Source organism: Frateuria sp. Soil773, from assembly GCF_001428405.1.
Lineage (GTDB): Bacteria > Pseudomonadota > Gammaproteobacteria > Xanthomonadales > Rhodanobacteraceae > LMSL01.
The window spans coordinates 41539-60971 of record NZ_LMSL01000010.1; the positions used below are offsets into that span (position 1 = coordinate 41539).

Consider the following 19433-nt stretch of genomic DNA (forward strand, 5'->3'; position numbering starts at 1 on the left):
GGCAGGCTCCTGGAGCCACGATCTTTCCGCCGGTCCAACTGCCTCCTCGTCATTCCTGCGGCTTTCAACGGCCGCAGGGCCGGTCAAGCTGGGGCGCTTTTCGACAGCCGAAAGGCTGGTCATCCAGCGTCGTTAAGCTTCGGAGCATCAAGTCACTGGATTCCTGCTTTCGCAGGAATGACGGGATCGAGTCACCTGGATTCCTGCTTGACCGGCCCTGCGGCCGTTGAAAGCCGCTGGGATGACGAGCCATGGAGAAATGACGTGTCGTGGAGGGGCTGGGGATTTCGAACGGGCTCTAGCCGGCGGCGGGAGGCTGCCAGCGCAGCATCGCGTCCATCGGCACGCCGACCCGTTTGCAGGCGCGGCTGACCACGCCGTCCCTGAGCGCGGCGCGGAACGCCGGCGCCATCGCCCACAGCGCCTGCGACGCGAGCCGCGCCTGCCGCCGCTGCAGCGGCGTGCGCTGCAGCGACAGCCCGGCCCAGTCGGGCAGCAGGGCCGCGCCGGCATGCAGGAACACGTCGCGCGACAGGCCGGCGGCCGGCACCGGCAGGCGCACGCGGGCGAGGAAGCCGAGCACCACGCGCGAGCGTTCGCCGTAGTCGAGCTGCGGTCGCACGGCCTGGAAATACGCCTCCACCTCGGCCTCCGAGCGCGGCACGTCCCGCGCGCCCAGCGCCTCGGCGATGCGGCGCACCTCGTCGTAGTAGCGATCGGCGGCGCCGGCCGGCAGGCGCCGGTGGCTGTAGCGCCGGTAGCCCTGCAGGAAGCTGTAGGCCTCGGTGACGTGGACCCAGGCCAGCAGCGCCGGATCGTCGGCGGCGTAGGGACGCCCGTCCCCGGCGTGGCCGCGCACCTGGCGGTGGATCGCGCGCACGCGCTCGATCAGCGCCTCGGCCGCCGCGCGCGGCGCGTACGTGGTGGCGCCGACGAAGGTGGTGGTGCGGCGCAGCCGGCCGAGCAGGTCCTCGCGGAAATTGGAGTGGTCCCACACGCCGGCCAGCGCCAGCGGATGCAGGGTCTGCAGCATCAGGGCGGCGAGGCCGCCGGCCAGCATGCCGGGGAAATCCGCATGGATGCGCCAGGTGGCGCAGTCAGGCCCGAACAGGCCCGGGTCGCCCAGGGGCCGGTCGTAGTCGAGCGTGCCCTGTTCGGCGCGTGGAAAGGCGCCGAGCACCCAGCGCCGGATCGGCTCGACGGCGGGACGGGCGAGCAGGTGCAGGGGCGAGGGCATGGCGGCCAGTGTATCGCGGGGCGGGTTTCGGGCGCGCAGATGCGGGCCCGTGCCCTCGTTCCGTGGGAACGGCTACGGCCGCGCCGGCCCGACGGCCGGTATCGCGAGCGGCAGTAGCCGTTCCGGCCGGAGCGTCCGGCTTCCGGAAGCGCATCCTGCGCGCGAAAGCGTGCCGCCTCGCGGCATGCACCTGCACGCGAGGCGCTCTGCAAGGCCGGGACGCGCGCGATGGCGTCGCGGGCGAAGTATTCCTGCAGCGCGCCGCGTGGGAGGGGTCATTTCGCCTCGCGCACCGGGATGGCGATGCTGCACAGGTCGATCTTGCCGGCCGGGTTGCGGTAGAAGTCGTCGCGGCGGTTGCGCTTGGATTCGATCAGCGCGGCGAAGGTCGGGCTGTCGGTGCGCAGCACTTCGACCTTGGCGCGCTGCGCCTCGGGCAGGTCGGCGGCGAGGCGTACCGACTCGATCGCCACGCGCTGCTGCGGCTTGGCGTAGAAGCCCATCGGCGCCGGGCCGCGCGGCAGCCCGGAGAGCAGTTCCATGCCCTCGATCACCCGGCCGGCGATGGCCAGGTTGCGGTCCAGGCCGCGCGGCGCCTGGCCGATCACCGCGTACAGCGAGCTGCCGCTGCCGGTTTCCGGGCCGACGTCGCGCGCCACGCCCACCGCGCCGTAGCAGTGCGTGAGCCAGGTCTGCCCGCTGGCCGGGTCGCGCGCGGCGGGAAAGCCCCCGGAGAAGCCGACCTCGGGCGCGTAGACGTCGCCGTCGGGCAGGGCGGTCCAGGGCAGCTTCGGGTCGATCGGGCGGGTGTATTCGGGCGGCAGGGTCTTTTTCGCCTTGCCCAGCGGCTTGATCTTGCTCTTGTCGCCGTTGTCGTCGTCGTTCGGGTCGCCCCACTGGGTGACGAAGTTGTCCTGCACGCGGATGATGGCCAGGCCGTCGAAATAGTGCCCATGCACCAGGGTGCGGATGTTGGCCGCGTGCAGCGGGGTGTAGTCCGGCGCCAACTCGATCAGCACGCGGCCGGTCGGCAACTGCATCTGCAACAGGTTCTGCGGGTCGGGACGGCGCCATTCGGACGGCCCGGACTTCGCCAGCAGCTCCTTCGCGGTGGGCGTGGGCGCCGGCTTCGCCTCGTCGGCAAGCGCGGGCAGGGCCAGCAGGCTGGCGGCGAGGGCAAGGGCGATGAGGTTGCGGCGCATGGGTTCCCCTTCGGTCGGCGGTGGTTTCTCCTGGCTCCGAAACTTAGCAGAACGGTTGCGCGCGAAATCGCACCCGTGCAGCCGGTCACGAGGACGGTTGCGCGCAAGCCGGCGATCCCGCGCGGGGCGTATCAGCCGGTGCGCGCCGCCACCGGCGAGATGCGGCGTTCGATCCGGTACGCGACGGCGGGCGGCGGCGATTGATGGCCCGGGTGGGGCCGGGCCGGACCGCCACGAGACCCATGTGTCCGACTCCCGGATTGCCCTACTATCGTGTGATGAACATCACATCTCTAGCGACATCGAACACCGGACACCGGGGCAGCCTCGCCTGCATCGGCCTGGGCATGACCCTGGGCTCCCACCTCACGCCGCTGGCGCGCAGCCATATCGAGCAGGCGGACGTGGTGTTCGCCGGGCTTTCCGACGGCGTGGTGGAGTTGTGGCTGCAGCGCATGCACCCGGACGTGCGCAGCCTCCAGCCCTATTACCGCGAGGGCAAGTCGCGGATGAAGACCTACTGGCAGTGGGTCAGGCTGATGCTGGCCGAAGTGCGCGCCGGCAAGCGCGTCTGCGGGGTGTTCTACGGCCATCCCGGCATCTTCGCCTGGTCGCCGCACAAGGCCGTCGAGCTGGCCCGTGCGGAAGGGTTCCCGGCGCACATGGAGCCGGGCATTTCCGCCGAGGACTGCCTCTACGCCGACCTGGGGATCGATCCCGGCCGTTTCGGCTGCCAGCATTTCGAGGCCAGCCAGTTGCTGTTCTACCAGCGCCGCATCGACACCGCCGGCTACCTGGTGCTGTGGCAGGTGGGGCTGGCCGGCGACCGCTCGCTGGGACGCCTCCGGACCGGACCGGCCTACCGCCAGGTGCTGGTGGACCTGCTGGCCCAGGATTATCCGCTCGACCACGAGGTGATCGTCTACCGCGGGGCGACGCTGCCGATCGAGCAGCCGCGCATCCGCCGCGTGGCCTTGCGCGAGCTGCCCCACATTCCGCTCACCGCCGAGGAAACGGTGGTGCTGCCGCCGGCGGAAGCCTTGAGGCCCAATCTAGCCATTCAGGAGCGGCTGGCGGCTTTGGATAGACTGGAGGGGGTAGGTGCCTTTGCATGACAGGCAGGGCACCATAGGGAGGGAAAGCGGTTTCACGCGACACCCAGGGGATGACGGGGACTTCGGCCGGTACGCGGTACGCCTTGCGCACGAGACGACGGCGGCCCTTGCCGGTTCTGGTCGGATGGACGGCGGTACGCCGTCCCACGTGCCGGACCCCGTCCAACGATTGCACGACCATTGAAAACAGGGGGAGTACATGTCGGACACGATCGAACTGCTGGAGGCCATCGGCCGGGACGCTTCGCTGCGCTATGCCTCGGCCGAGGAACTGGCCGGCGTGCTTGCACAGGCGCAGGCTTCGGAGGCCCTCGCCTCGGCGGTGGCGCAGGGCGACAGCGCGTTGCTGGCCGTGGAGCTTGGGCAGCGGTCCCTTGACCCGCCGCAGATTTCGCAGTTTCCCGGTCACGAGGACGACGAGCCGGAACAGGATGAGGACGAGGACGAGGAGCATGGCGAGCCCCCGGCCCATGGACGAAGCGAGCCCTCGCCCAGATAGCAGCCGAGACCGACATGTCCTGGCTGCCAAGCCGCTTCCAGCCATGGCCAGCGCTGCTGGCCATGGTCCTGGCCGCGTTCGCGCCGGCCGGGCGGGCGGCCTTGCCCGTCGCGGATCCGACCGCCTTCCTTGAGCAGGCGGAAAATCTCAGCCGGAAGGACCATTCCCGCTTCGTCGAGATGCTGGCGCAGATCCACCGCGAGGCGCCGCGCCTGTCGCCGGGCCAGCAGTGGCACCTGCGCTACCTCGATGCCTGGGAGAGCATGTTCGAGGGCAGCTACACCAAGTCCGAGTCCCTGCTGCGCGAGGTGATCGACCATTCCGGCGAGGCCACCCTGGTCGCCAAGGCCAGGGCGCTGATGCTGACCAACCTGGGCGTCAACCAGCGCTACGAGGAAGCCTATGCGCTGGCCAACCGCCTGGCCGCCGAGTTGCCTTCGCTGAAGGATCTGGCCGCGCGCCATCTGGTCCTGATGAACCTGTCGCAGATGCTGGACCTGGCCGGCCAGACCGACCTGGCAATCAAGTACGCGCGCATGATGGAAGAGACCGCCCTCCCCGGCGAGACGCGCTGCATCCCACTCTCGTTGCAGGTCGCGGCGTTGTACAACGGCAAGCGGCTGACTTCGTCCAGCCGGGAGCTGCAGGAAGGTATCGGCGTCTGCACGGCGGCCGACCTGCCGGTCATCACCAATACCATCCGGCTGGTGCTGGCGAGCCTCTACCTGGACGAGAACCAGCCGACCAGGGCCTTGGCGCTGCTCGACCGGATCGAGCCGAGCATCCAGGCCAATCGCTACTATCCGCACATGCTGTCGGAACGCGCGGAGCGTGCGCAGGCCCATGCCAAGCTGGGCAACGACGGCGAGGCCAGGAAAGCCGCGCTGGCCGCCATCGCGATGAGCCGTCCCGGCGACATCAGCGAGTGGCTGATGGTGGCCTACGAGGTGCTGTACCAGGTCGAGAAGAAGCAGGGCAACGCCGCGGCCGCACTCTCGTACTACGAGCACTACGTCACCCAGGACAAGGGCTACCTCAACGATATCAGCGCCCGCGCGGTGGCCTACGAGGTGGCCCAGCAGCACATGCTCGCGCAGAAGCTCGAGACGGAGCGGCTGGGCAAGCAGAACAACATCCTGCGGCTGCAGCAGGCGCTGGCCACCAAGGCCATCGAGGCCGGGCGGCTCTATATCGCCCTGCTGCTGGTGGTCCTGGTCTCCATCGTCTTCTGGCTGTTCCGGCTCAAGCGTTCGCAGTTGCGCTTCAAGAAGCTGTCCTGCCAGGACGGATTGACCGGCATCGCCAACCACCAGCACTTCATCGGCGAGGCCGAACGTGCCCTGCGCCTGCTGGAAAAGAAGCAGGGCGACGCCTGCCTGGTCTCCATCGACCTGGACCATTTCAAGCTGATCAACGACACCCACGGCCACGCCATGGGCGATGCCGTGCTCAAGCGCACCGTGGCCGTCTGCCGCGAGCAGTTGCGCCCCGGCGACCTGTTCGGCCGCCTGGGCGGAGAGGAGTTCGGCATCCTGCTGCCCGATTGCCTGCGCACCGAGGGCCTGATCATCGCCGATCGCATCCGGTCGGCGATCGAGGCGACGCCGATCGACGGCGACGGCTGCATCGTGTCGGTTTCCGCCAGCATCGGCCTGGCTTCCACCGACCTGTCCGGCTACCGGCTGCAGCGCCTGTGCCGCGAAGCGGACGCCGCGCTCTACCGGGCCAAGCGGACCGGGCGCAACCGGGTCATCGCCGACATCCAGAACAGCAGCCTGGTCGAAGCCTGAGGCATCGGACGGCCATTGCCTGAGGGCGCCGTCCGCCCCAGCGGCGAAGTCGACGATGTGCTTGGGAGTGCGTAGGGCGGAGGTTCGATTTCCCGATCGACCGATCATCGAGCAATCGGTGATCGGCCAGGAGCGGCGGTCATCCGTGAGAACACGGGAGCGGCTCGCGCAAAGCCGGACCGCGGGAATGGGCGCGTGACATCCAACGAACCAATGCCACCACCAGCAGGCTGGCACCACGCCAGCGCAGCCGTTTCCGCGTCACATCTTGCTCTTGAAGAACGGCGCGAGTTGCCCGATCGCCTCGTTGATGTAGCTTTCGCCGTCGTACATCGACATGTGGTTGGCGCCCTCGACCACATACTGGCGCTTGTCCGTGGTACCGGCGCGCCGCATGAGATCGTCGCTCATCCACTTGCTGCCGGCCTGGCTGCCCACCACCGTCAGCAGCGGCGGGGTGAAGAACGCCTCGGCCTTGTTGTAGGCGTCGTAGGTGACGATCTGGTCCAGGCTGCGCGCGGTCATGTAGCCCGGCGCGGTAGGGTATTGCGCACGCGGGGTGTGATAGTACTCCCACGCTTCCCGCAACTCGGCATTGGGCGCATCCTCCTCGCGCATCGGCGCCAGCGGGAAGATGCCGTCCTGGCTGCCGTCGGCCGCCGCGCGACGCGCATCGGAGCCCATGTCCCGCACCGGGATTGCATCGGCATCCTTGATGTCGTTCTCCCAGCCGTTGCGGAACATCTGGCCGATATTGACCATGCTGACCGTGCCCACCGCCTTGATCCGGCGATCGTTGATCGCCGCATTGGCGGTGTAGCCGGCGCCGGCGCAGATACCCATCGCGCCGATCCTGTCCGGGTCCACGTACGGCTGGGTGTCCAGGTAGTCGATCACGGCACTGACGTCCTCCGTGCGGACGTAGGGGTTCTCGAGCTGGCGCGGCTCACCGGTGCTCTCGCCCTGGTAGGAGGCGTCGTAGGCGATGGTGACGAAGCCTTGCTCGGCCAGCTTTCTGGCGTAGGTGCCGGCGGTCTGTTCCTTCACGCCGCCGCCCGGGTGCGAAACGACCACGGCCGGATAGCGTTTGCCCGCATCGAAGCCGTCGGGATAGTTGATGACGGCCGATAGCGTGATGCCGTTGCCGTTGCGATTGGGAATGTTGATCTTCTCGGATTTCATGGTGCGTCTCCTGTGGGCATGCTTGGGACATGGGATTCAGTAGAACGAGGGCTTGTCGCCATCGGTGCCGGGTTTGTCGATGCCGAGGTTGGCTTTCGAATGCAAGGAAGGCGTCGCGATGATCTTGGCGATCAGGTCGGCCACGCTGCGGCGCGAAACCTCGGTGCCCTTGAAGGTTTCGCCCTTGGCGGTGGTCTCGTAGTCCACCTCGTCCTCGTCGGTCAGCCAGGCCGGGCGCAGGATCGTGTAGTCCAGGCCGGAGGCCTCGATGGCGTCGGCGGCGCGCCGAAACGGCTTGAGTTCCTCGCCGATCGTCGCCTTGTTCCATTCCTGGAACTTGCCCGGCAGTTCGTCGTAGATGCCGAGCGAGGTGACGAAGACAAGGCGCCTCACGCCAGCGGCGCGCATCGCCGCGACGACCGCTTTGGCCTGTTCGTCGATGTCGTCGCCCGTGAGATTGGCGTAGACGACATCCTGTCCCGCCATCGCATGGCCCAGCACGGTCTTGTCCAGCGCGTCGCCTTCCACCACCCGCGCATTCGCCGGCACCTTGCCGTGCAGCTTGCGCGCGTGCCGCAGGAACAGCGTCTGCTGGATCGCGGCGTCGTTCGCCAGTGCGTGGATCACCCAGCGGGCAATCTGCCCGCCGGCACCCAGGATCAATACATGCTTGCTCATCGAAGGGCTCCGCTCGTGGTTCAGGCGGCGAGGTGCTGCTTGAAGAACGGCACCACACGCTCCAGCGCCTTGCCGACCGGGCCGGGCTGGTCGTAAAGCTCGTAGTGCGAGGTGTTTTCCACCACCACCAGTTCCTTGTGCTTGGACGCCGCACGGCCGTAAATCTCCTGGCCATCGCGGTAGGCGCCGAAACTACCGGGTTCGTCACCGATGACCACGATCATCGGCGTGGTCAGCAGCGTTTCGGCCAGATGGAAGGCATCCCAACCGATCGAAGCGGCGCGATGCGAGAACAGTGCGCGGGTGCCGGCGCCGTCGTTGACGCAGCGGTTTCGGTAGTAGTCGGTGGCACCCAGCACGTCGATGTCGGTGATGCCGGCCTTGGTCGCGGCATCCATCGACTCCGGCACGAACAGGTCCGTCTGCAGGTCGGTGCCCCGTGCTTCGGCGGTGCGCTGCCTGCCCATGGCTTCGAGCGCGCCGATCGGGTCGTAGTTGCTGAAGCCTTCCCGGCTGAGACGGCCGAAATTGACGCCAGTGATGCTGGCCAGCGCCTTGATGCGGCGCTCGGTCATGGTGATGTTGATGGCGTAGCCACCGCCACCGCAGATGCCGAGTACGCCGATACGGTCCTCATCCACATAGGGCAAGGTGACCAGGTAATCGACGACGTGGCGGAAGTCTTCCACGGCCAAGGTCGGATCCTCGATGTAGCGCGGCTCGCCGCCGCTGGCGCCCTGGGTGCTGCGGTCGAAGGCGATGACGACGAAACCTGCCTCGGCCAGCGCCTTGCCGTACACGTTGCCCGAGGTCTGCTCCTTGCAACTGCCGATCGGGTGGGCGCTGATGATCGCGGGGTACTTCTTGTTCTTGTCGAATCCCGGCGGGAATTGCAGGGTCGCTGCGATATCCCAGTACATGTCGCTGTTGCGGAACGTGATGGCTTGCATCGCGGATCTCCTGTTCTGGATCGAGGCCGGTACCGGCCGGACAGGAGTGACGTTACGCCGTCAATTGGGTATCCAGAAGACCACAATGAACACATGAGCGATAAGCATGTGTTTACAATCAGGCATGAATCCTTCCCTGCTGCCGTCCCTGGCGTGGTTTGCCCATATCGCCCATCACCGCAGCTTTACGCGGGCTGCCGATGAGATGGGCATCTCGCGCGCAGCGCTGTCGCAGAACCTCAAGGCGCTGGAAAAGCAACTCGGCGTCAAGCTGCTGTACCGCACCACGCGCGACATGTCGTTGACCGAAGCGGGCCAGCAGTTGTTCGACACGCTGCAGCCCACGCTGGACGAGATCGAACAAGCAGTCCGAAACCTGGGAGATGCCAGTGGCGAGCCCTCTGGCCTGATCCGGCTCAACACCTCGCGCATGGCGGCCAAGGCCTTGATCGAGCCCCGCCTGGCGGAGTTCTACACGCGTTACCCGAAGCTCAGGCTCGAACTGGTCATGGCCGAGCCGTTGTCGAACATCATTGCCGACGGTTGCGACGCTGGCATCCGCCTGGGGCGCAGCCTGGCCGACCATGTCGTCGCCGTTCCGGTGACGCCGACCTTGTCGATGGCGGTGGTGGGAAGTCCCGCCTACTTCGAACGGCACGGCGTTCCGAAGACGCCGGGCGACCTCGCCGGCCATAACTGCATCAACTACCGCTATTCCGGCAGTGGCGCGATCCATGACTGGGATTTCGACGAGCCCGGCAAACATGGACAGCACTTCACACAGGCGGTGAGCGGGAACCTCACCACCAACGACGATGAGGGCATGACCCGGGCCGCGTTGCAAGACCTTGGCCTGATCCAGAACATCGACCTCGCAATCCATCCATACCTGGCGGATGGACGCCTGGTACGCGTCCTGCGCGAATGGGCCCACACGCAGGCCGGCTTCTATCTGTACGCACCCACGCGTGAGCAGATGCCGTCGAAGGTCCGGGCACTCCTCGACTTCCTCGTCGAGAAGCGGGGGGAGATCGTGCTCGCCTGACCTTGAGCTTGCTGACCGGTCATGTCCGCTTTGGGTCGCTCTCTACCCCTCGGATCATCCCCGGTTGCGGTCGTGAACATGAGGGCAGACCACGGTCAGAAGGGGATCATCGGTTCGAGCATCTTGCGGCGTGTCAACGCAAGGCCGGCAGGGATCCGACGGCGGCAAGCAGTTCGTCGAATACGGCCCGGACCCTGGCTGGCACGGGGCCGCGCTGGGGTCGGTAGACGTAGAGCCCCCACGCCGGCGGCTCCTGCTCCTGCAACACCCGCACGAGTTTTCCGCTGGCGATGTGGGGCGCCGCCATGTAGTCGGCCAGCTGGGCGAAGGCGAGCCCGGCCAGCACGGCCCCCATTTCCATGTCCGCGTTATCCGCGACGAAGGCCGGCGAAGCGGGCGTCCACTGGCGTCCCGCCTTGAAGTGCCAGGGCCAGGGGCGGCCGGTATTGATGTCCACGGCGGCGGTGACCGGCAACCCGGCCAGCGCATCGATCCCGTCGGGCAGGCCCACTTTCTTGAGCAGGCGCGGGGCCGCGACGACCGGGAGCCGCATCTCGGTCGCCTTGCGCGCAACGAAGCGGCTGTCGCGCATGAACCCGACCCTGATCCCGACGTCGATCCCCTCGTCGACCGCATTGCTGACGCGATCGGACAGGCGCACGTCCAGCGCGATGCCGGGATGACGCGCGGCAACGCGTTCCAATGCGGGCAGGACCGCCCGGGTGCCCAGGCTGTGCGGTGCGGTGACCCGGACCGTGCCGGACACGGCAGCCTGCCGACCGGCGCCGGGGGGCCGCCATAGATCCTCGAACCGCTCCAGCGCAGGGCGCACCTGTTCCAGCAGGCCTTCGCCGAAGGCCGTGATGCGCACCTGCCGCGTGCTTCGATGGAACAACACCTCGCCGTAGTGCGCCTCCAGGCGCTGGATGGCGCGCGTGATGCCCTGGGGGGACGTCCCCAGCCGGACGGCCGCCTCGCGAAAACTGCTGCTCTCGGCGGTCACCCGGAAGACCCGCAGCAGTTCGAGTTCCTTGTTCATGGCACACGCCTCGCGGCTCGTTCCGATGTCCGGACATTATTCCACGAATGGGAATTTTGAAGTCGCAACAATTCCATATACATGGATCGCGCGATTCCCCAGACTCGGTTCATGGCGGAATGCCCGCACACGAAACCCACCGAGCAAGGAAACGACCCCATGAAATCACGTGCCGCTGTCGCCTTCGGGCCCGGGAGGCCGCTGGAAATCGTCGAGATCGACGTGGCGCCGCCGCGCAAGGGCGAAGTGCTCGTGCGGATCACGCACACCGGCGTCTGCCATACCGACGCCTTCACCCTGTCGGGCGACGATCCCGAGGGCCTCTTCCCGGTCGTGCTGGGGCACGAGGGCGCGGGTGTCGTCGTGGAAGTGGGCGAAGGCGTGACCAGCGTGAAGCCGGGCGACCACGTGATCCCGCTCTACACCGCCGAATGCGGCGAGTGCCTGTTCTGCAAATCCGGCAAGACCAACCTTTGCGTGGCGGTACGCGCGACCCAGGGCAAGGGGCTGATGCCCGACGGAACGACGCGCTTTTCGTACAACGGCCAGCCGCTGTTCCACTACATGGGCTGCTCCACCTTCAGCGAATACACGGTGGTCGCCGAGGTCTCGCTGGCCAGGATCAACCCGGAGGCCAACCCGGAGCATGTCTGCCTGCTGGGCTGCGGCGTGACCACCGGCATCGGCGCCGTCCACAACACGGCCAAAGTGCAGCCGGGCGACTCGGTGGCCGTCTTCGGTCTCGGCGGCATCGGCCTCGCCGCGATCCAGGGCGCGCGCCAGGCCAGGGCGGGCCGCATCATCGCGATCGACACCAATCCGGCCAAATTCGAGCTGGCCCGCGCGTTCGGCGCGACCGAGTGCCTCAATCCCAGGGACTTCGAAAAGCCGATTCACGAGGTGCTCATCGAGATGACCGGCTGGGGCGTCGACCACACCTTCGAATGCATCGGCAACGTCGACGTCATGCGTTCGGCGCTGGAAGCCGCCCACCGGGGCTGGGGCCAGTCGATCGTCATCGGCGTCGCCGGGGCCGGCAAGGAAATCTCGACCCGACCGTTCCAGCTGGTCACCGGCCGCGTCTGGAAGGGTTCGGCCTTTGGCGGGGTCAAGGGCCGCACCCAGCTTCCCGGCATGGTGGAGGACGCGATGAAAGGCGAGATCGACCTCGCCCCGTTCGTCACCCACACCCTGGGGCTCGACGACATCAACACGGCCTTCGACCTGATGCACGAAGGCAAGTCGATCCGCAGCGTGATCCATTACTGATCTGCCGATCACCCCACCCGTTCAGCACCGAACCTCAAGGAAAACTTCCATGTCCACTCCCGTCATTTCCGGCGACGGCATCTTCTCGCACGTCTTTCTCGGCGCGGCCGACCTCCAGCAGTCGTCCGCGTTCTACGATGCGGCCCTGGGTGCCCTCGGCATCAAGAACCTCGGCCCATTCGGCAACGGCTGGGTGCTTTACGGCCGTGACAGGCCGGCCTTCATCATCGCCCGCCCCGGCAATGGCGAAGCGCCCGCCGGCAACGGCATGACGGTAGGCTTTGCCGCCGCTGCGCCTGCCGACGTGGACGCCTTCCATGCCGCCGGCCTTGCCGCGGGCGGCAGCGACGAGGGCCGGCCGGGCCCGCGCGGCCACCTGCCGGGCGCCTATGCGGCCTACCTGCGCGATCCGGCCGGCAACAAGGTCTGCGCGTACACCTTCACCTGACAGCGAGTAAAACGGGGGCGTCATGAAAGAGCCGGCCAACACCGCTACGACCGCACAAGCCGCCCCGGCCGCGATCGTGTATGGCATGCCGGCCCATGCCGACCGGGCGGCTGCCGTGGGCGAAGTGCACGCGCGCCCGCATCTGTCGATCCAGGCGCCCCGGGGCATCCTGCAGTTCGCCTTCATGACCGAAGGCGACCTGGCCAGGGACCAGGCGGCGATGAGCGAGCTGGGCTACCTGCGCCTGGGACAGCCGGCCACCGAACTGTCCGGCGGCGAAGCGCAGCGCATCAAGCTGGCCACCGAGCTGCAGCGCAGCCAGCGCGGCCGCAGCCTGTACGTGCTCGACGAGCCGACCACCGGGCTGCATGCGTCGGATGCCGACTTGCTGCTGGTGCAGCTGCAGCGCCTGGTCGATGCCGGCAATACGGTGGTGATGATCGAGCACGACATGCGCGCGGTGGCCCAGGCCGACCGGGTGATCGACGTGGGGCCCGGCGCGGGCGATGCCGGCGGTCGCGTGGTGACGACCGGTACCCCTCGACAGGTGGCGCGGGCGCCGGATAGCCGGACCGCCCGTTTCCTCGCACGGGAGTTGGCGCGGGCCGTGCCGGCCGGCCCACGCTGACGGGCGTGTTGCCTGCGCCACGTCGGGCTGCCTCCCGTCGGCGATATGGCGCAGGCGGGTTTCCGCTTCTTTCGGAGAGCGCCACGAGCCGGTTCCATCAGCCGCCGTCCGCATCCCATGCGCCATGGAGCAAGGGCAAGCCGGCCGGGCAGGAGACTCCACTCGTACGTAATCCTCGCGTCGAGGTCGACGACGCACTTGAGGCTGCCGAAGCACGACATCCGGCCAGAAGCGGACGTCGCCGCACTGGCTTGCGAAGCCGGTGTTCGTGGAAAAGGGCGCCGCGGCATCCTCCGGCGGTCGTCCAAGCCCTTACCGGGCCAGGTAGAAATCCATGGGGATAAGCTCGACGGCCCATCCGCCTTCTTCGCCCAGCGTGGCTGCCGGGTGCATGGATGCGATGCGCAGCGCCTCGTCGTGGTTGTCCGCCTCGATGATGAACAGGCCGCCCACCACTTCCTTCGACTCGGTGTAGGGCCCGTCGCTGACGCGCGTCTTGCCGCCGCGCGGGCGAAGCGTCCTCCAGCTGTCCAGGTCGCCGAGCGACGCGGAAACCAGAACCTTGCCGGTGGCGCGCATCTTCTCGTCCAGCGCCGGGCACTGGCTCACCAGTTTCTGGACGTCGTCCGGCGCCATCGCGGCGAATCTTTCGGGGGTGAAGTAGGCCAGGCCGAGGTACTTCATGGGAGATCCTTTGGGTGGGAATACGCTGACGACGAAACAAACGGCCGGAAATCGACAATGCCCAGGGAGAGTCTGCGGCGAATCTCGGCCAGCCTGTCCGCTTCGGGCCGAACGAAGCCCGTGCCTGCGCCACCTCGCCATGCGGACGGCGAAGGTCCGTGTCCTGCGGCAAGGTTGCGACCTTACTTCCCGACGAGATGCGGCATCACCTCGCCCAGCGCCGCGCGCAGCCAATCGAGGTCGAGGCCCGGGTCGCGCGTGGCGCGCACGGCGAGGCCTTCCACCAGGCACAGCAGCACCAGCGAGCGGCGGCGGGCGGTTTCGGCCGGCATGCCGAAGCCGCCTTGCGCCGCCGGCCGCGCCATCAGCGACTGGAGTTCGTGGTAGTACAGCTCGTCGACCTGCTGCATGGCCTTGGCCACCGCTTCGTCGCGGGTGGCCTCCGCGCTGGCCTCCAGGAACAGCGCGGCGTTCATGATGCGCATCCCGGGCTCGGGCCGGCTCCAGGCGGCGAAGGTTTCGACCAGCGCCTCGGTCGGGTCCGTCGCGGCGCTGAACTGGCGCATGTCCTCCAGCTCGATCTCGGTCTGGCGCTCGATGATGGCCAGCACGATGGCGCTCTTGTTGGGGAAGTAGCGATAGATCAGGCCGGCGCTCATCCCGGCCGTCTCGGCGATGCTGGCCATGCTCGCGGCGTGGAAACCGTGCTTGACGAAGCAGTCCTGCGCGGCGGTCAGGATGCGTTCGCGCTGGGCCTTGACGCGCCCGCTCAGGGGCTTCCTGGTGCTTTTCTCGTCGTGGATCATGGTGCGCGTTCGTTCCCTCCGCCGGATACCCCGCACAGGGTGACCCGATCGGCCTGTTCTGCCAACCGCATCCCGCCCGGCCGTCGCCGCGCGCGCGGCGAATCCATCGGCGCCCGACGGTTGCGGCGCCGGGCGCGGCAACGAGCGCACGACGGCTCGCGCACCCGCGTCGCCGCGCCAGTCGGCATGATCCCGGCGCAGCCGCCGAGGGCGCCGTCCGCGGCATGGGCCGGCTTACTCATGCGTCGCCGCCGGTGTCCTGGCCGCGTTTTTCCTGCCGAACAGGCGCTGCACCGTCACGAAGAACAGCGGCACGAAGAAGACGCCCAGCGCGGTGCCGGCGACCATGCCGCCCAGCACGCCGGTGCCGATGGCGCGCTGCGCGCCCGAGCCGGCGCCGGTAGCCAGCGCCAGCGGCAGCACGCCCAGGCCGAAGGCCAGCGAGGTCATCAGGATCGGGCGCAGGCGCATGCGTACCGCCAGCAGCGTCGCGGCGACCAGCTCCATGCCTTTCTCCAGGTTCTCCTTGGCGAACTCCACGATCAGGATCGCGTTCTTGCTCGACAGGCCTACCGTGGTGAGCATCGCCACCTGGAAATACACGTCGCGGTCCAGCCCGGCGAAATACGCCGCGGTCACGGTGCCGAGGATGCCCAGCGGCGCCACCAGCAGCACCGCGGTGGGGATCGACCAGCTCTCGTACAGCGCGGCCAGGCACAGGAACACCACCAGCACCGACAGCGTGTACAGCAGCGGCGCCTGCGAGCCGGCCTCGCGCTCCTGGTATGACTGGCCGGTCCATTCCATGCCGATGCCGCGCGGCAGCTTCGCCACCAGCTTCTCGACCTCGGCCATGGCGCTGCCCGAGCTGACGCCCGGCGCGGCCTCGCCGTTGATCTGCATGGCCGGGGCGCCGTTGTAGCGTTCCAGGCGCGGCGAACCGTAGTCCCAGCGCGTGCTGGCGAAGGCGCGGAACGGCACCATCGCGCCGCTGGCGTTGCGCACCGACCATCTGTCGAAATCCTCCGGCGCCATGCGGAACGGCGCGTCGGCCTGCACGAACACGCGCTTCACCCGGCCGCGGTCCATGAAGTCGTCGACGTACTGGCCGCCCCAGGCCATCGACAAGGTGTCGTTGAGGTCGCCGATGGACAGGCCCTGCGCCGCGGCCTTCCTGTAATCCACGTCGATGCGGAACTGCGGCGTGTCGTCCTGGCCGTTGGCGCGCACGTTGGCCAGCAGCTTGCTCTGCGCCGCCGCCTGCAGGAACTGGTTGCGCGCCGCCACCAGGGCCTCGTGGCCCAGGCTGGCCTCGTCCTTCAGGTAGAAGTCGAAGCCGGCCGAGTTGCCCAGCTCCGGCACCGCCGGCGGCGCGAAGGCGAACACCAGCGCGTCCTTGTACTGGCTGAACGCGCCCATGGCGCGGCCGGTCACCGCGTCCAGGCTGAGGTCGCCGCCGTGGCGCCGGCTCCAGTCCTTCAGCTGCACGAAGGCCATGGCCGCGTTCTGGCCGCCGCCGGCGAAGCTGAAGCCCTGCACCGAGAACAGCGATTCCACCGCCGGGTCGGCCATGAAGTGCTTCTCCACGCGGTCCACCACGTGGCCGGTGCGCTCGGTGGTGGCGCCCACCGGCGCCTGCACCATGGTGAACAGGAAGCCCTGGTCCTCCATCGGCAGGAACGAGGTCGGCAGGCGAAGGAACACCGCCACCATCGCCGCGCTCATGACCGCGAACACCAGCAGGAAGCGCCGGCCCCGCGCGACGATCGCGCCCACCGCGCCCTGGTACTTGCGCGTGCCCTGGTCGAAGCGGCGGTTGAACCAGCCGAAGAAGCCGCGCTCGGAGGCGTGGTGGCCCTTGGCGACGGGCTTGAGCAGGGTGGCGCACAGCGCCGGCGTCAGCACGATCGCCACCAGCACCGACAGCGCCATCGAGGACACGATGGTCACCGAGAACTGCCGGTAGATCACGCCGGTGGAACCGCTCAGGAAGGCCATCGGCACGAACACCGCCGACAGCACCAGGGCGATGCCCACCAGCGCGCCGGTGATCTGCGACATCGACTTGCGCGTGGCTTCCAGCGGCGAGAGCCCTTCCTCGCTCATCACGCGCTCCACGTTCTCCACCACCACGATGGCGTCGTCCACCAGCAGGCCGATCGCCAGCACCATGGCGAACATGGTGAGCATGTTGATCGAGTAGCCGGTGGCGGCCAGCACGCCGAACGTGCCCAGCAGCACCACCGGCACCGCGATGGTGGGGATCAGCGTGGCGCGGAAGTTCTGCAGGAACAGGTACATCACCAGGAACACCAGCACGATCGCCTCGAGCAGGGTCTTGATCACGCCCTCGATCGACACCCTCACGAAGGGCGTGGTGTCGAACGCGATCACCGACTTCACCCCGCGCGGGAACGAGGGCTCCATCTGCCTGAGCGCGTCCTTCACGCGCCCGGCCGTGGCCAGCGCGTTGGCGCCGGTGGTGAGCGAGATCGCGATGCCGGTGGCCGACTTGCCGTTGTACTTGCTGGCCGAGCCGTAGTCCTGCAGGCCCAGTTCCACGCGCGCCACGTCGCCCAGGGTGAGCACCGAGCCGTCGGTGTTGCTGCGGATCACGATGTCGCGGAACTGCTCCGGCGTCTGCAGGCGCTGCTGCGCGATCACCGTGGCGTTGATCTGCTGGCCCTTCACCGCCGGGTTGCCGCCGATCTGGCCCACCGCCACCTGCTGGTTCTGCGCTCGCAGCGCCGCCGCCACTTCGGCCGGCGTCAGCTTGTAGGTGTCGAGCTTGTTCGGGTCGAGCCAGATGCGCATGGCGTACTTGGAGCCGAACACCTCGATGTTGCCCACCCCGGCCACGCGGCTGAGCGGGTCCACCAGGTTGGCGGTGACGAAGTCGGAGATGTCCTCGCCGCCGAGGCGGCCGTCCTCGGACACGAAGCCCACCACCATCAGGAAGCCGGAGTTGGACTTGACCACGTTGATGCCCTGCTGCTGCACGATCTGCGGCAGCAGCGGCGTGGCGAGCTGCAGCTTGTTCTGCACCTGCACCTGGGCGATGTCGGGGTCGGTGCCGTTCTCGAAGGTGAGCGTCACCTGCACCGAGCCGTCGGAATCGCTGGTGGCGGACATGTAGAGCAGGCCGTCCAGGCCCTTCATGTTCTGCTCGATGATCTGCGTCACCGAATCTTCCGCCGCCTGCGCCGAGGCGCCGGGGTAGCTGGCATTGATCGTCACCTGCGGCGGCGCGATCACCGGGTACTGCGACACCGGCAGGCGCAGCAGCGAGAGCGCGCCTGCCATCATCACGATGATGGCGATCACCCACGCGAAGATGGGGCGATCGATGAAGAACCTGGCCATGTCTGGAATTCCTAAGAGCCTGCTTTGGCTTCAGTGGAACGCGGGGAGAGGCGAGAGACGGGTGAAGCGCAGACCTTCCGCTTCCACTCGCTTCTCACTTCTCGTTTCTCACTTCTCATCCCGATCCACTCGTCAATGGGGCGCGGCTGCCTGCGTGCCCGCCGCCTTGGCGCCATGGACGCCCGCTTCGCTGGCATGCACCGGCATGCCGGGCTGGATCATCTGCAGCCCTTCCACGATCACCTTGTCGCCGGCCGCCAGGCCGCCTTCCACCAGCCACTGGTCGCCGACGGTGCGGCTCACCTGCACTTCGCGCAGCGCGGCCTTGCCCTGGCCGTCCACCACCATCGCGGTGGCGCCGCCCTTGGGGTCGCGCGCGATGCCCGCCTGCGGCACCAGCAGCGCCTGCGGGTTGGTGCCCATGTCCACCACCGCGCGCACGTACATGCCCGGCAACAGCACGTCATCGGGGTTGGGCACCACCACGCGCAACGCGAAGCTGCCCGTGGTGGGGTCCACGCTGACGTCGGAGAACTGCAGCTTGCCGTCGTGCGGATAGCGGCTGCCGTCCTCCAGCAGGATCTTCACCGGGGTGCCGTCGGCCTCCTTCAGGGCGCCGGCGGCGATCTGCTTGCGCAGCGCCAGCAGCTCGCCGCTGGACTGGGTCACGTCCACGTACACCGGGTCCAACTGCTGCACGCGCGCCATCGGCTCGGCCTGGTTGGCCGTAACCAGGGCGCCCTGCGTCACGCTGGACTTGCCGATGCGCCCGGCGATCGGCGACACGATGCGCGCGAAGCCCAGCGTGACCCCGGTGCTTTCCATCGATGCCTGCGCCGCGGCCACGTCCGCCTCGGCCTGCCGCCACGCGGCGGTGGCGTTCTCGTCGTCCTGCCTGCTCACCGCGTGGGTGCGCGCCAGCTGGCTGGTGCGTTTGGCGTAGAGCTGGGCCGTGTGCATCGCGGCCTCGGCCTTGGCCAGCGCGGCCTTGGCGTTGTTGCGCTCGGCGCGGTACTGCGCGTCTTCCAACTGGTAGAGAGGCTGACCCGCCTTCACCATCGCGCCCTCGGTGAACAGGCGCTGCTTGACGATGCCGTTCACCTGCGGGCGCACCTCGGCGACCAGGAAGGCGCTGGTGCGCCCCGGCAGTTCGCGGGTGACGGTGACCGGCTGCGGCTTGAGCGTGACCACGGTGACCTCGGCCGGGCCACCCTGGGGCTGCCCGGCCGGCGCACGGCAGGCGGCCAATGCCAGCGCGGCGGAAACCAGTACGCCCGCCAGCAGCGGGCGCGGGAATGTGCGTGCGAAGTCCATGAGATGGCCTTGTCCCCGTGGGGAAGGGGGAGTGAAGGGGAATTGAGAGTGAACGATCATTCTCATTTTTGAACTGAAATGGCGTGACAGTCAACCACCTTGCAAGGGGCGTGACTAGAGGGTTCGTGCGATTTCTTTCAACCGATTGATAGGAAATGGGATTTTTTCGGATTCCCAGGCTTTG

At 68.0% G+C, this 19433-nt stretch carries 17 protein-coding genes; 7 read left to right on the forward strand and 10 right to left on the reverse strand.

Annotated features, from left to right (window positions below; all coding sequences use genetic code 11):
- Nucleotides 1-298: 298 nt before the first annotated feature.
- Nucleotides 299-1237, reverse strand: coding sequence for an oxygenase MpaB family protein (locus ASG87_RS05250; RefSeq protein WP_056001884.1), 939 nt, complete (start codon nucleotides 1235-1237; stop codon nucleotides 299-301).
- A gap of 275 nt (nucleotides 1238-1512) precedes the next feature.
- Nucleotides 1513-2439, reverse strand: a complete 927-nt coding sequence (locus tag ASG87_RS05255) for a peptidylprolyl isomerase (protein WP_056001887.1) — start codon at nucleotides 2437-2439, stop codon at nucleotides 1513-1515.
- Nucleotides 2440-2717: 278 nt separating this feature from the next.
- Between ASG87_RS05255 and ASG87_RS05260 the strand changes: the two genes are divergently transcribed.
- The 3 genes from ASG87_RS05260 (at nucleotide 2718) to ASG87_RS05270 (ending at nucleotide 5843) form a co-directional block, all read left to right on the forward strand.
- On the forward strand, nucleotides 2718-3554 hold the full coding sequence (locus ASG87_RS05260) for an SAM-dependent methyltransferase (protein ID WP_200948996.1): 837 nt from the start codon (nucleotides 2718-2720) through the stop codon (nucleotides 3552-3554).
- Nucleotides 3555-3753: 199 nt separating this feature from the next.
- Nucleotides 3754-4053 (forward strand): hypothetical protein, encoded by a 300-nt coding sequence (locus ASG87_RS05265; protein WP_056001890.1) that lies wholly within the window; start codon nucleotides 3754-3756, stop codon nucleotides 4051-4053.
- 14 nt (nucleotides 4054-4067) lie between these two features.
- Complete coding sequence (locus tag ASG87_RS05270; protein ID WP_056001893.1) at nucleotides 4068-5843, forward strand: GGDEF domain-containing protein; 1776 nt, start codon at nucleotides 4068-4070, stop codon at nucleotides 5841-5843.
- A gap of 261 nt (nucleotides 5844-6104) precedes the next feature.
- Here ASG87_RS05270 and ASG87_RS05275 read toward each other — a convergent pair whose 3' ends face one another.
- Genes ASG87_RS05275 through ASG87_RS05285 form a run of 3 tightly spaced genes read right to left on the reverse strand, consistent with a single transcriptional unit; the run spans nucleotide 6105 to nucleotide 8653 of the window.
- The gene (locus tag ASG87_RS05275) at nucleotides 6105-7025 is read right to left on the reverse strand and encodes an alpha/beta hydrolase (RefSeq protein WP_056001896.1); all 921 of its coding nucleotides are present in this window, start codon (nucleotides 7023-7025) and stop codon (nucleotides 6105-6107) included.
- Between the two features lie 36 nt (nucleotides 7026-7061).
- Entirely contained in the window at nucleotides 7062-7703 is a 642-nt protein-coding gene (locus ASG87_RS05280; RefSeq protein ID WP_056001899.1) for an SDR family oxidoreductase, read from the reverse strand.
- 20 nt (nucleotides 7704-7723) lie between these two features.
- Entirely contained in the window at nucleotides 7724-8653 is a 930-nt protein-coding gene (locus ASG87_RS05285; RefSeq protein WP_056001902.1) for an alpha/beta hydrolase, read from the reverse strand.
- Nucleotides 8654-8777: 124 nt separating this feature from the next.
- Here ASG87_RS05285 and ASG87_RS05290 point away from each other — a divergent pair, with 124 nt between their 5' ends.
- A complete protein-coding gene (locus ASG87_RS05290; protein ID WP_082582759.1) occupies nucleotides 8778-9698 on the forward strand; it encodes a LysR family transcriptional regulator in 921 nt (306 codons plus the stop codon).
- A gap of 133 nt (nucleotides 9699-9831) precedes the next feature.
- Here the strand turns inward: ASG87_RS05290 and ASG87_RS05295 are convergent, their stop codons facing one another.
- Nucleotides 9832-10737: a LysR family transcriptional regulator gene (locus ASG87_RS05295; protein ID WP_056001908.1), complete on the reverse strand. Its 906-nt coding sequence runs from the start codon at nucleotides 10735-10737 to the stop codon at nucleotides 9832-9834.
- 159 nt (nucleotides 10738-10896) lie between these two features.
- Here ASG87_RS05295 and ASG87_RS05300 point away from each other — a divergent pair, with 159 nt between their 5' ends.
- From ASG87_RS05300 to ASG87_RS05310, 3 genes are all read left to right on the forward strand, one after another.
- A complete protein-coding gene (locus tag ASG87_RS05300) occupies nucleotides 10897-12006 on the forward strand; it encodes an S-(hydroxymethyl)glutathione dehydrogenase/class III alcohol dehydrogenase (RefSeq protein ID WP_056001911.1) in 1110 nt (369 codons plus the stop codon).
- A 49-nt stretch (nucleotides 12007-12055) separates the two neighbouring features.
- Entirely contained in the window at nucleotides 12056-12454 is a 399-nt protein-coding gene (locus ASG87_RS05305) for a VOC family protein (protein ID WP_056001914.1), read from the forward strand.
- Between the two features lie 85 nt (nucleotides 12455-12539).
- The gene (locus ASG87_RS05310; RefSeq protein WP_157510889.1) at nucleotides 12540-13082 is read left to right on the forward strand and encodes a DUF3422 family protein; all 543 of its coding nucleotides are present in this window, start codon (nucleotides 12540-12542) and stop codon (nucleotides 13080-13082) included.
- 312 nt (nucleotides 13083-13394) lie between these two features.
- On the opposite strand, the gene ASG87_RS05315 is transcribed toward ASG87_RS05310, so the two are convergent.
- From ASG87_RS05315 to ASG87_RS05330, 4 genes are all read right to left on the reverse strand, one after another.
- Nucleotides 13395-13766, reverse strand: coding sequence for a YciI family protein (locus tag ASG87_RS05315; RefSeq protein WP_056001920.1), 372 nt, complete (start codon nucleotides 13764-13766; stop codon nucleotides 13395-13397).
- A gap of 182 nt (nucleotides 13767-13948) precedes the next feature.
- Nucleotides 13949-14572, reverse strand: coding sequence for a TetR/AcrR family transcriptional regulator (locus tag ASG87_RS05320; RefSeq protein ID WP_056001923.1), 624 nt, complete (start codon nucleotides 14570-14572; stop codon nucleotides 13949-13951).
- Between the two features lie 234 nt (nucleotides 14573-14806).
- Complete coding sequence (locus ASG87_RS05325) at nucleotides 14807-17935, reverse strand: efflux RND transporter permease subunit (protein ID WP_056001926.1); 3129 nt, start codon at nucleotides 17933-17935, stop codon at nucleotides 14807-14809.
- Between the two features lie 132 nt (nucleotides 17936-18067).
- On the reverse strand, nucleotides 18068-19249 hold the full coding sequence (locus tag ASG87_RS05330) for an efflux RND transporter periplasmic adaptor subunit (protein WP_056001931.1): 1182 nt from the start codon (nucleotides 19247-19249) through the stop codon (nucleotides 18068-18070).
- Nucleotides 19250-19433: the final 184 nt, after the last annotated feature.

Bases quoted from the DNA above. Each gene is read 5' to 3' on its own strand.
- ASG87_RS05250 (WP_056001884.1), bottom strand. From the start codon at position 1,237: ATGCCCTCGCCCCTGCACCTGCTCGCCCGTCCCGCCGTCGAGCCGATC.
- ASG87_RS05255 (WP_056001887.1), bottom strand. From the start codon at position 2,439: ATGCGCCGCAACCTCATCGCCCTTGCCCTCGCCGCCAGCCTGCTGGCC.
- ASG87_RS05260 (WP_200948996.1), top strand. From the start codon at position 2,718: ATGAACATCACATCTCTAGCGACATCGAACACCGGACACCGGGGCAGC.
- ASG87_RS05265 (WP_056001890.1), top strand. From the start codon at position 3,754: ATGTCGGACACGATCGAACTGCTGGAGGCCATCGGCCGGGACGCTTCG.
- ASG87_RS05270 (WP_056001893.1), top strand. From the start codon at position 4,068: ATGTCCTGGCTGCCAAGCCGCTTCCAGCCATGGCCAGCGCTGCTGGCC.
- ASG87_RS05275 (WP_056001896.1), bottom strand. From the start codon at position 7,025: ATGAAATCCGAGAAGATCAACATTCCCAATCGCAACGGCAACGGCATC.
- ASG87_RS05280 (WP_056001899.1), bottom strand. From the start codon at position 7,703: ATGAGCAAGCATGTATTGATCCTGGGTGCCGGCGGGCAGATTGCCCGC.
- ASG87_RS05285 (WP_056001902.1), bottom strand. From the start codon at position 8,653: ATGCAAGCCATCACGTTCCGCAACAGCGACATGTACTGGGATATCGCA.
- ASG87_RS05290 (WP_082582759.1), top strand. From the start codon at position 8,778: ATGAATCCTTCCCTGCTGCCGTCCCTGGCGTGGTTTGCCCATATCGCC.
- ASG87_RS05295 (WP_056001908.1), bottom strand. From the start codon at position 10,737: ATGAACAAGGAACTCGAACTGCTGCGGGTCTTCCGGGTGACCGCCGAG.
- ASG87_RS05300 (WP_056001911.1), top strand. From the start codon at position 10,897: ATGAAATCACGTGCCGCTGTCGCCTTCGGGCCCGGGAGGCCGCTGGAA.
- ASG87_RS05305 (WP_056001914.1), top strand. From the start codon at position 12,056: ATGTCCACTCCCGTCATTTCCGGCGACGGCATCTTCTCGCACGTCTTT.
- ASG87_RS05310 (WP_157510889.1), top strand. From the start codon at position 12,540: ATGCCGGCCCATGCCGACCGGGCGGCTGCCGTGGGCGAAGTGCACGCG.
- ASG87_RS05315 (WP_056001920.1), bottom strand. From the start codon at position 13,766: ATGAAGTACCTCGGCCTGGCCTACTTCACCCCCGAAAGATTCGCCGCG.
- ASG87_RS05320 (WP_056001923.1), bottom strand. From the start codon at position 14,572: ATGATCCACGACGAGAAAAGCACCAGGAAGCCCCTGAGCGGGCGCGTC.
- ASG87_RS05325 (WP_056001926.1), bottom strand. From the start codon at position 17,935: ATGGCCAGGTTCTTCATCGATCGCCCCATCTTCGCGTGGGTGATCGCC.
- ASG87_RS05330 (WP_056001931.1), bottom strand. From the start codon at position 19,249: ATGGACTTCGCACGCACATTCCCGCGCCCGCTGCTGGCGGGCGTACTG.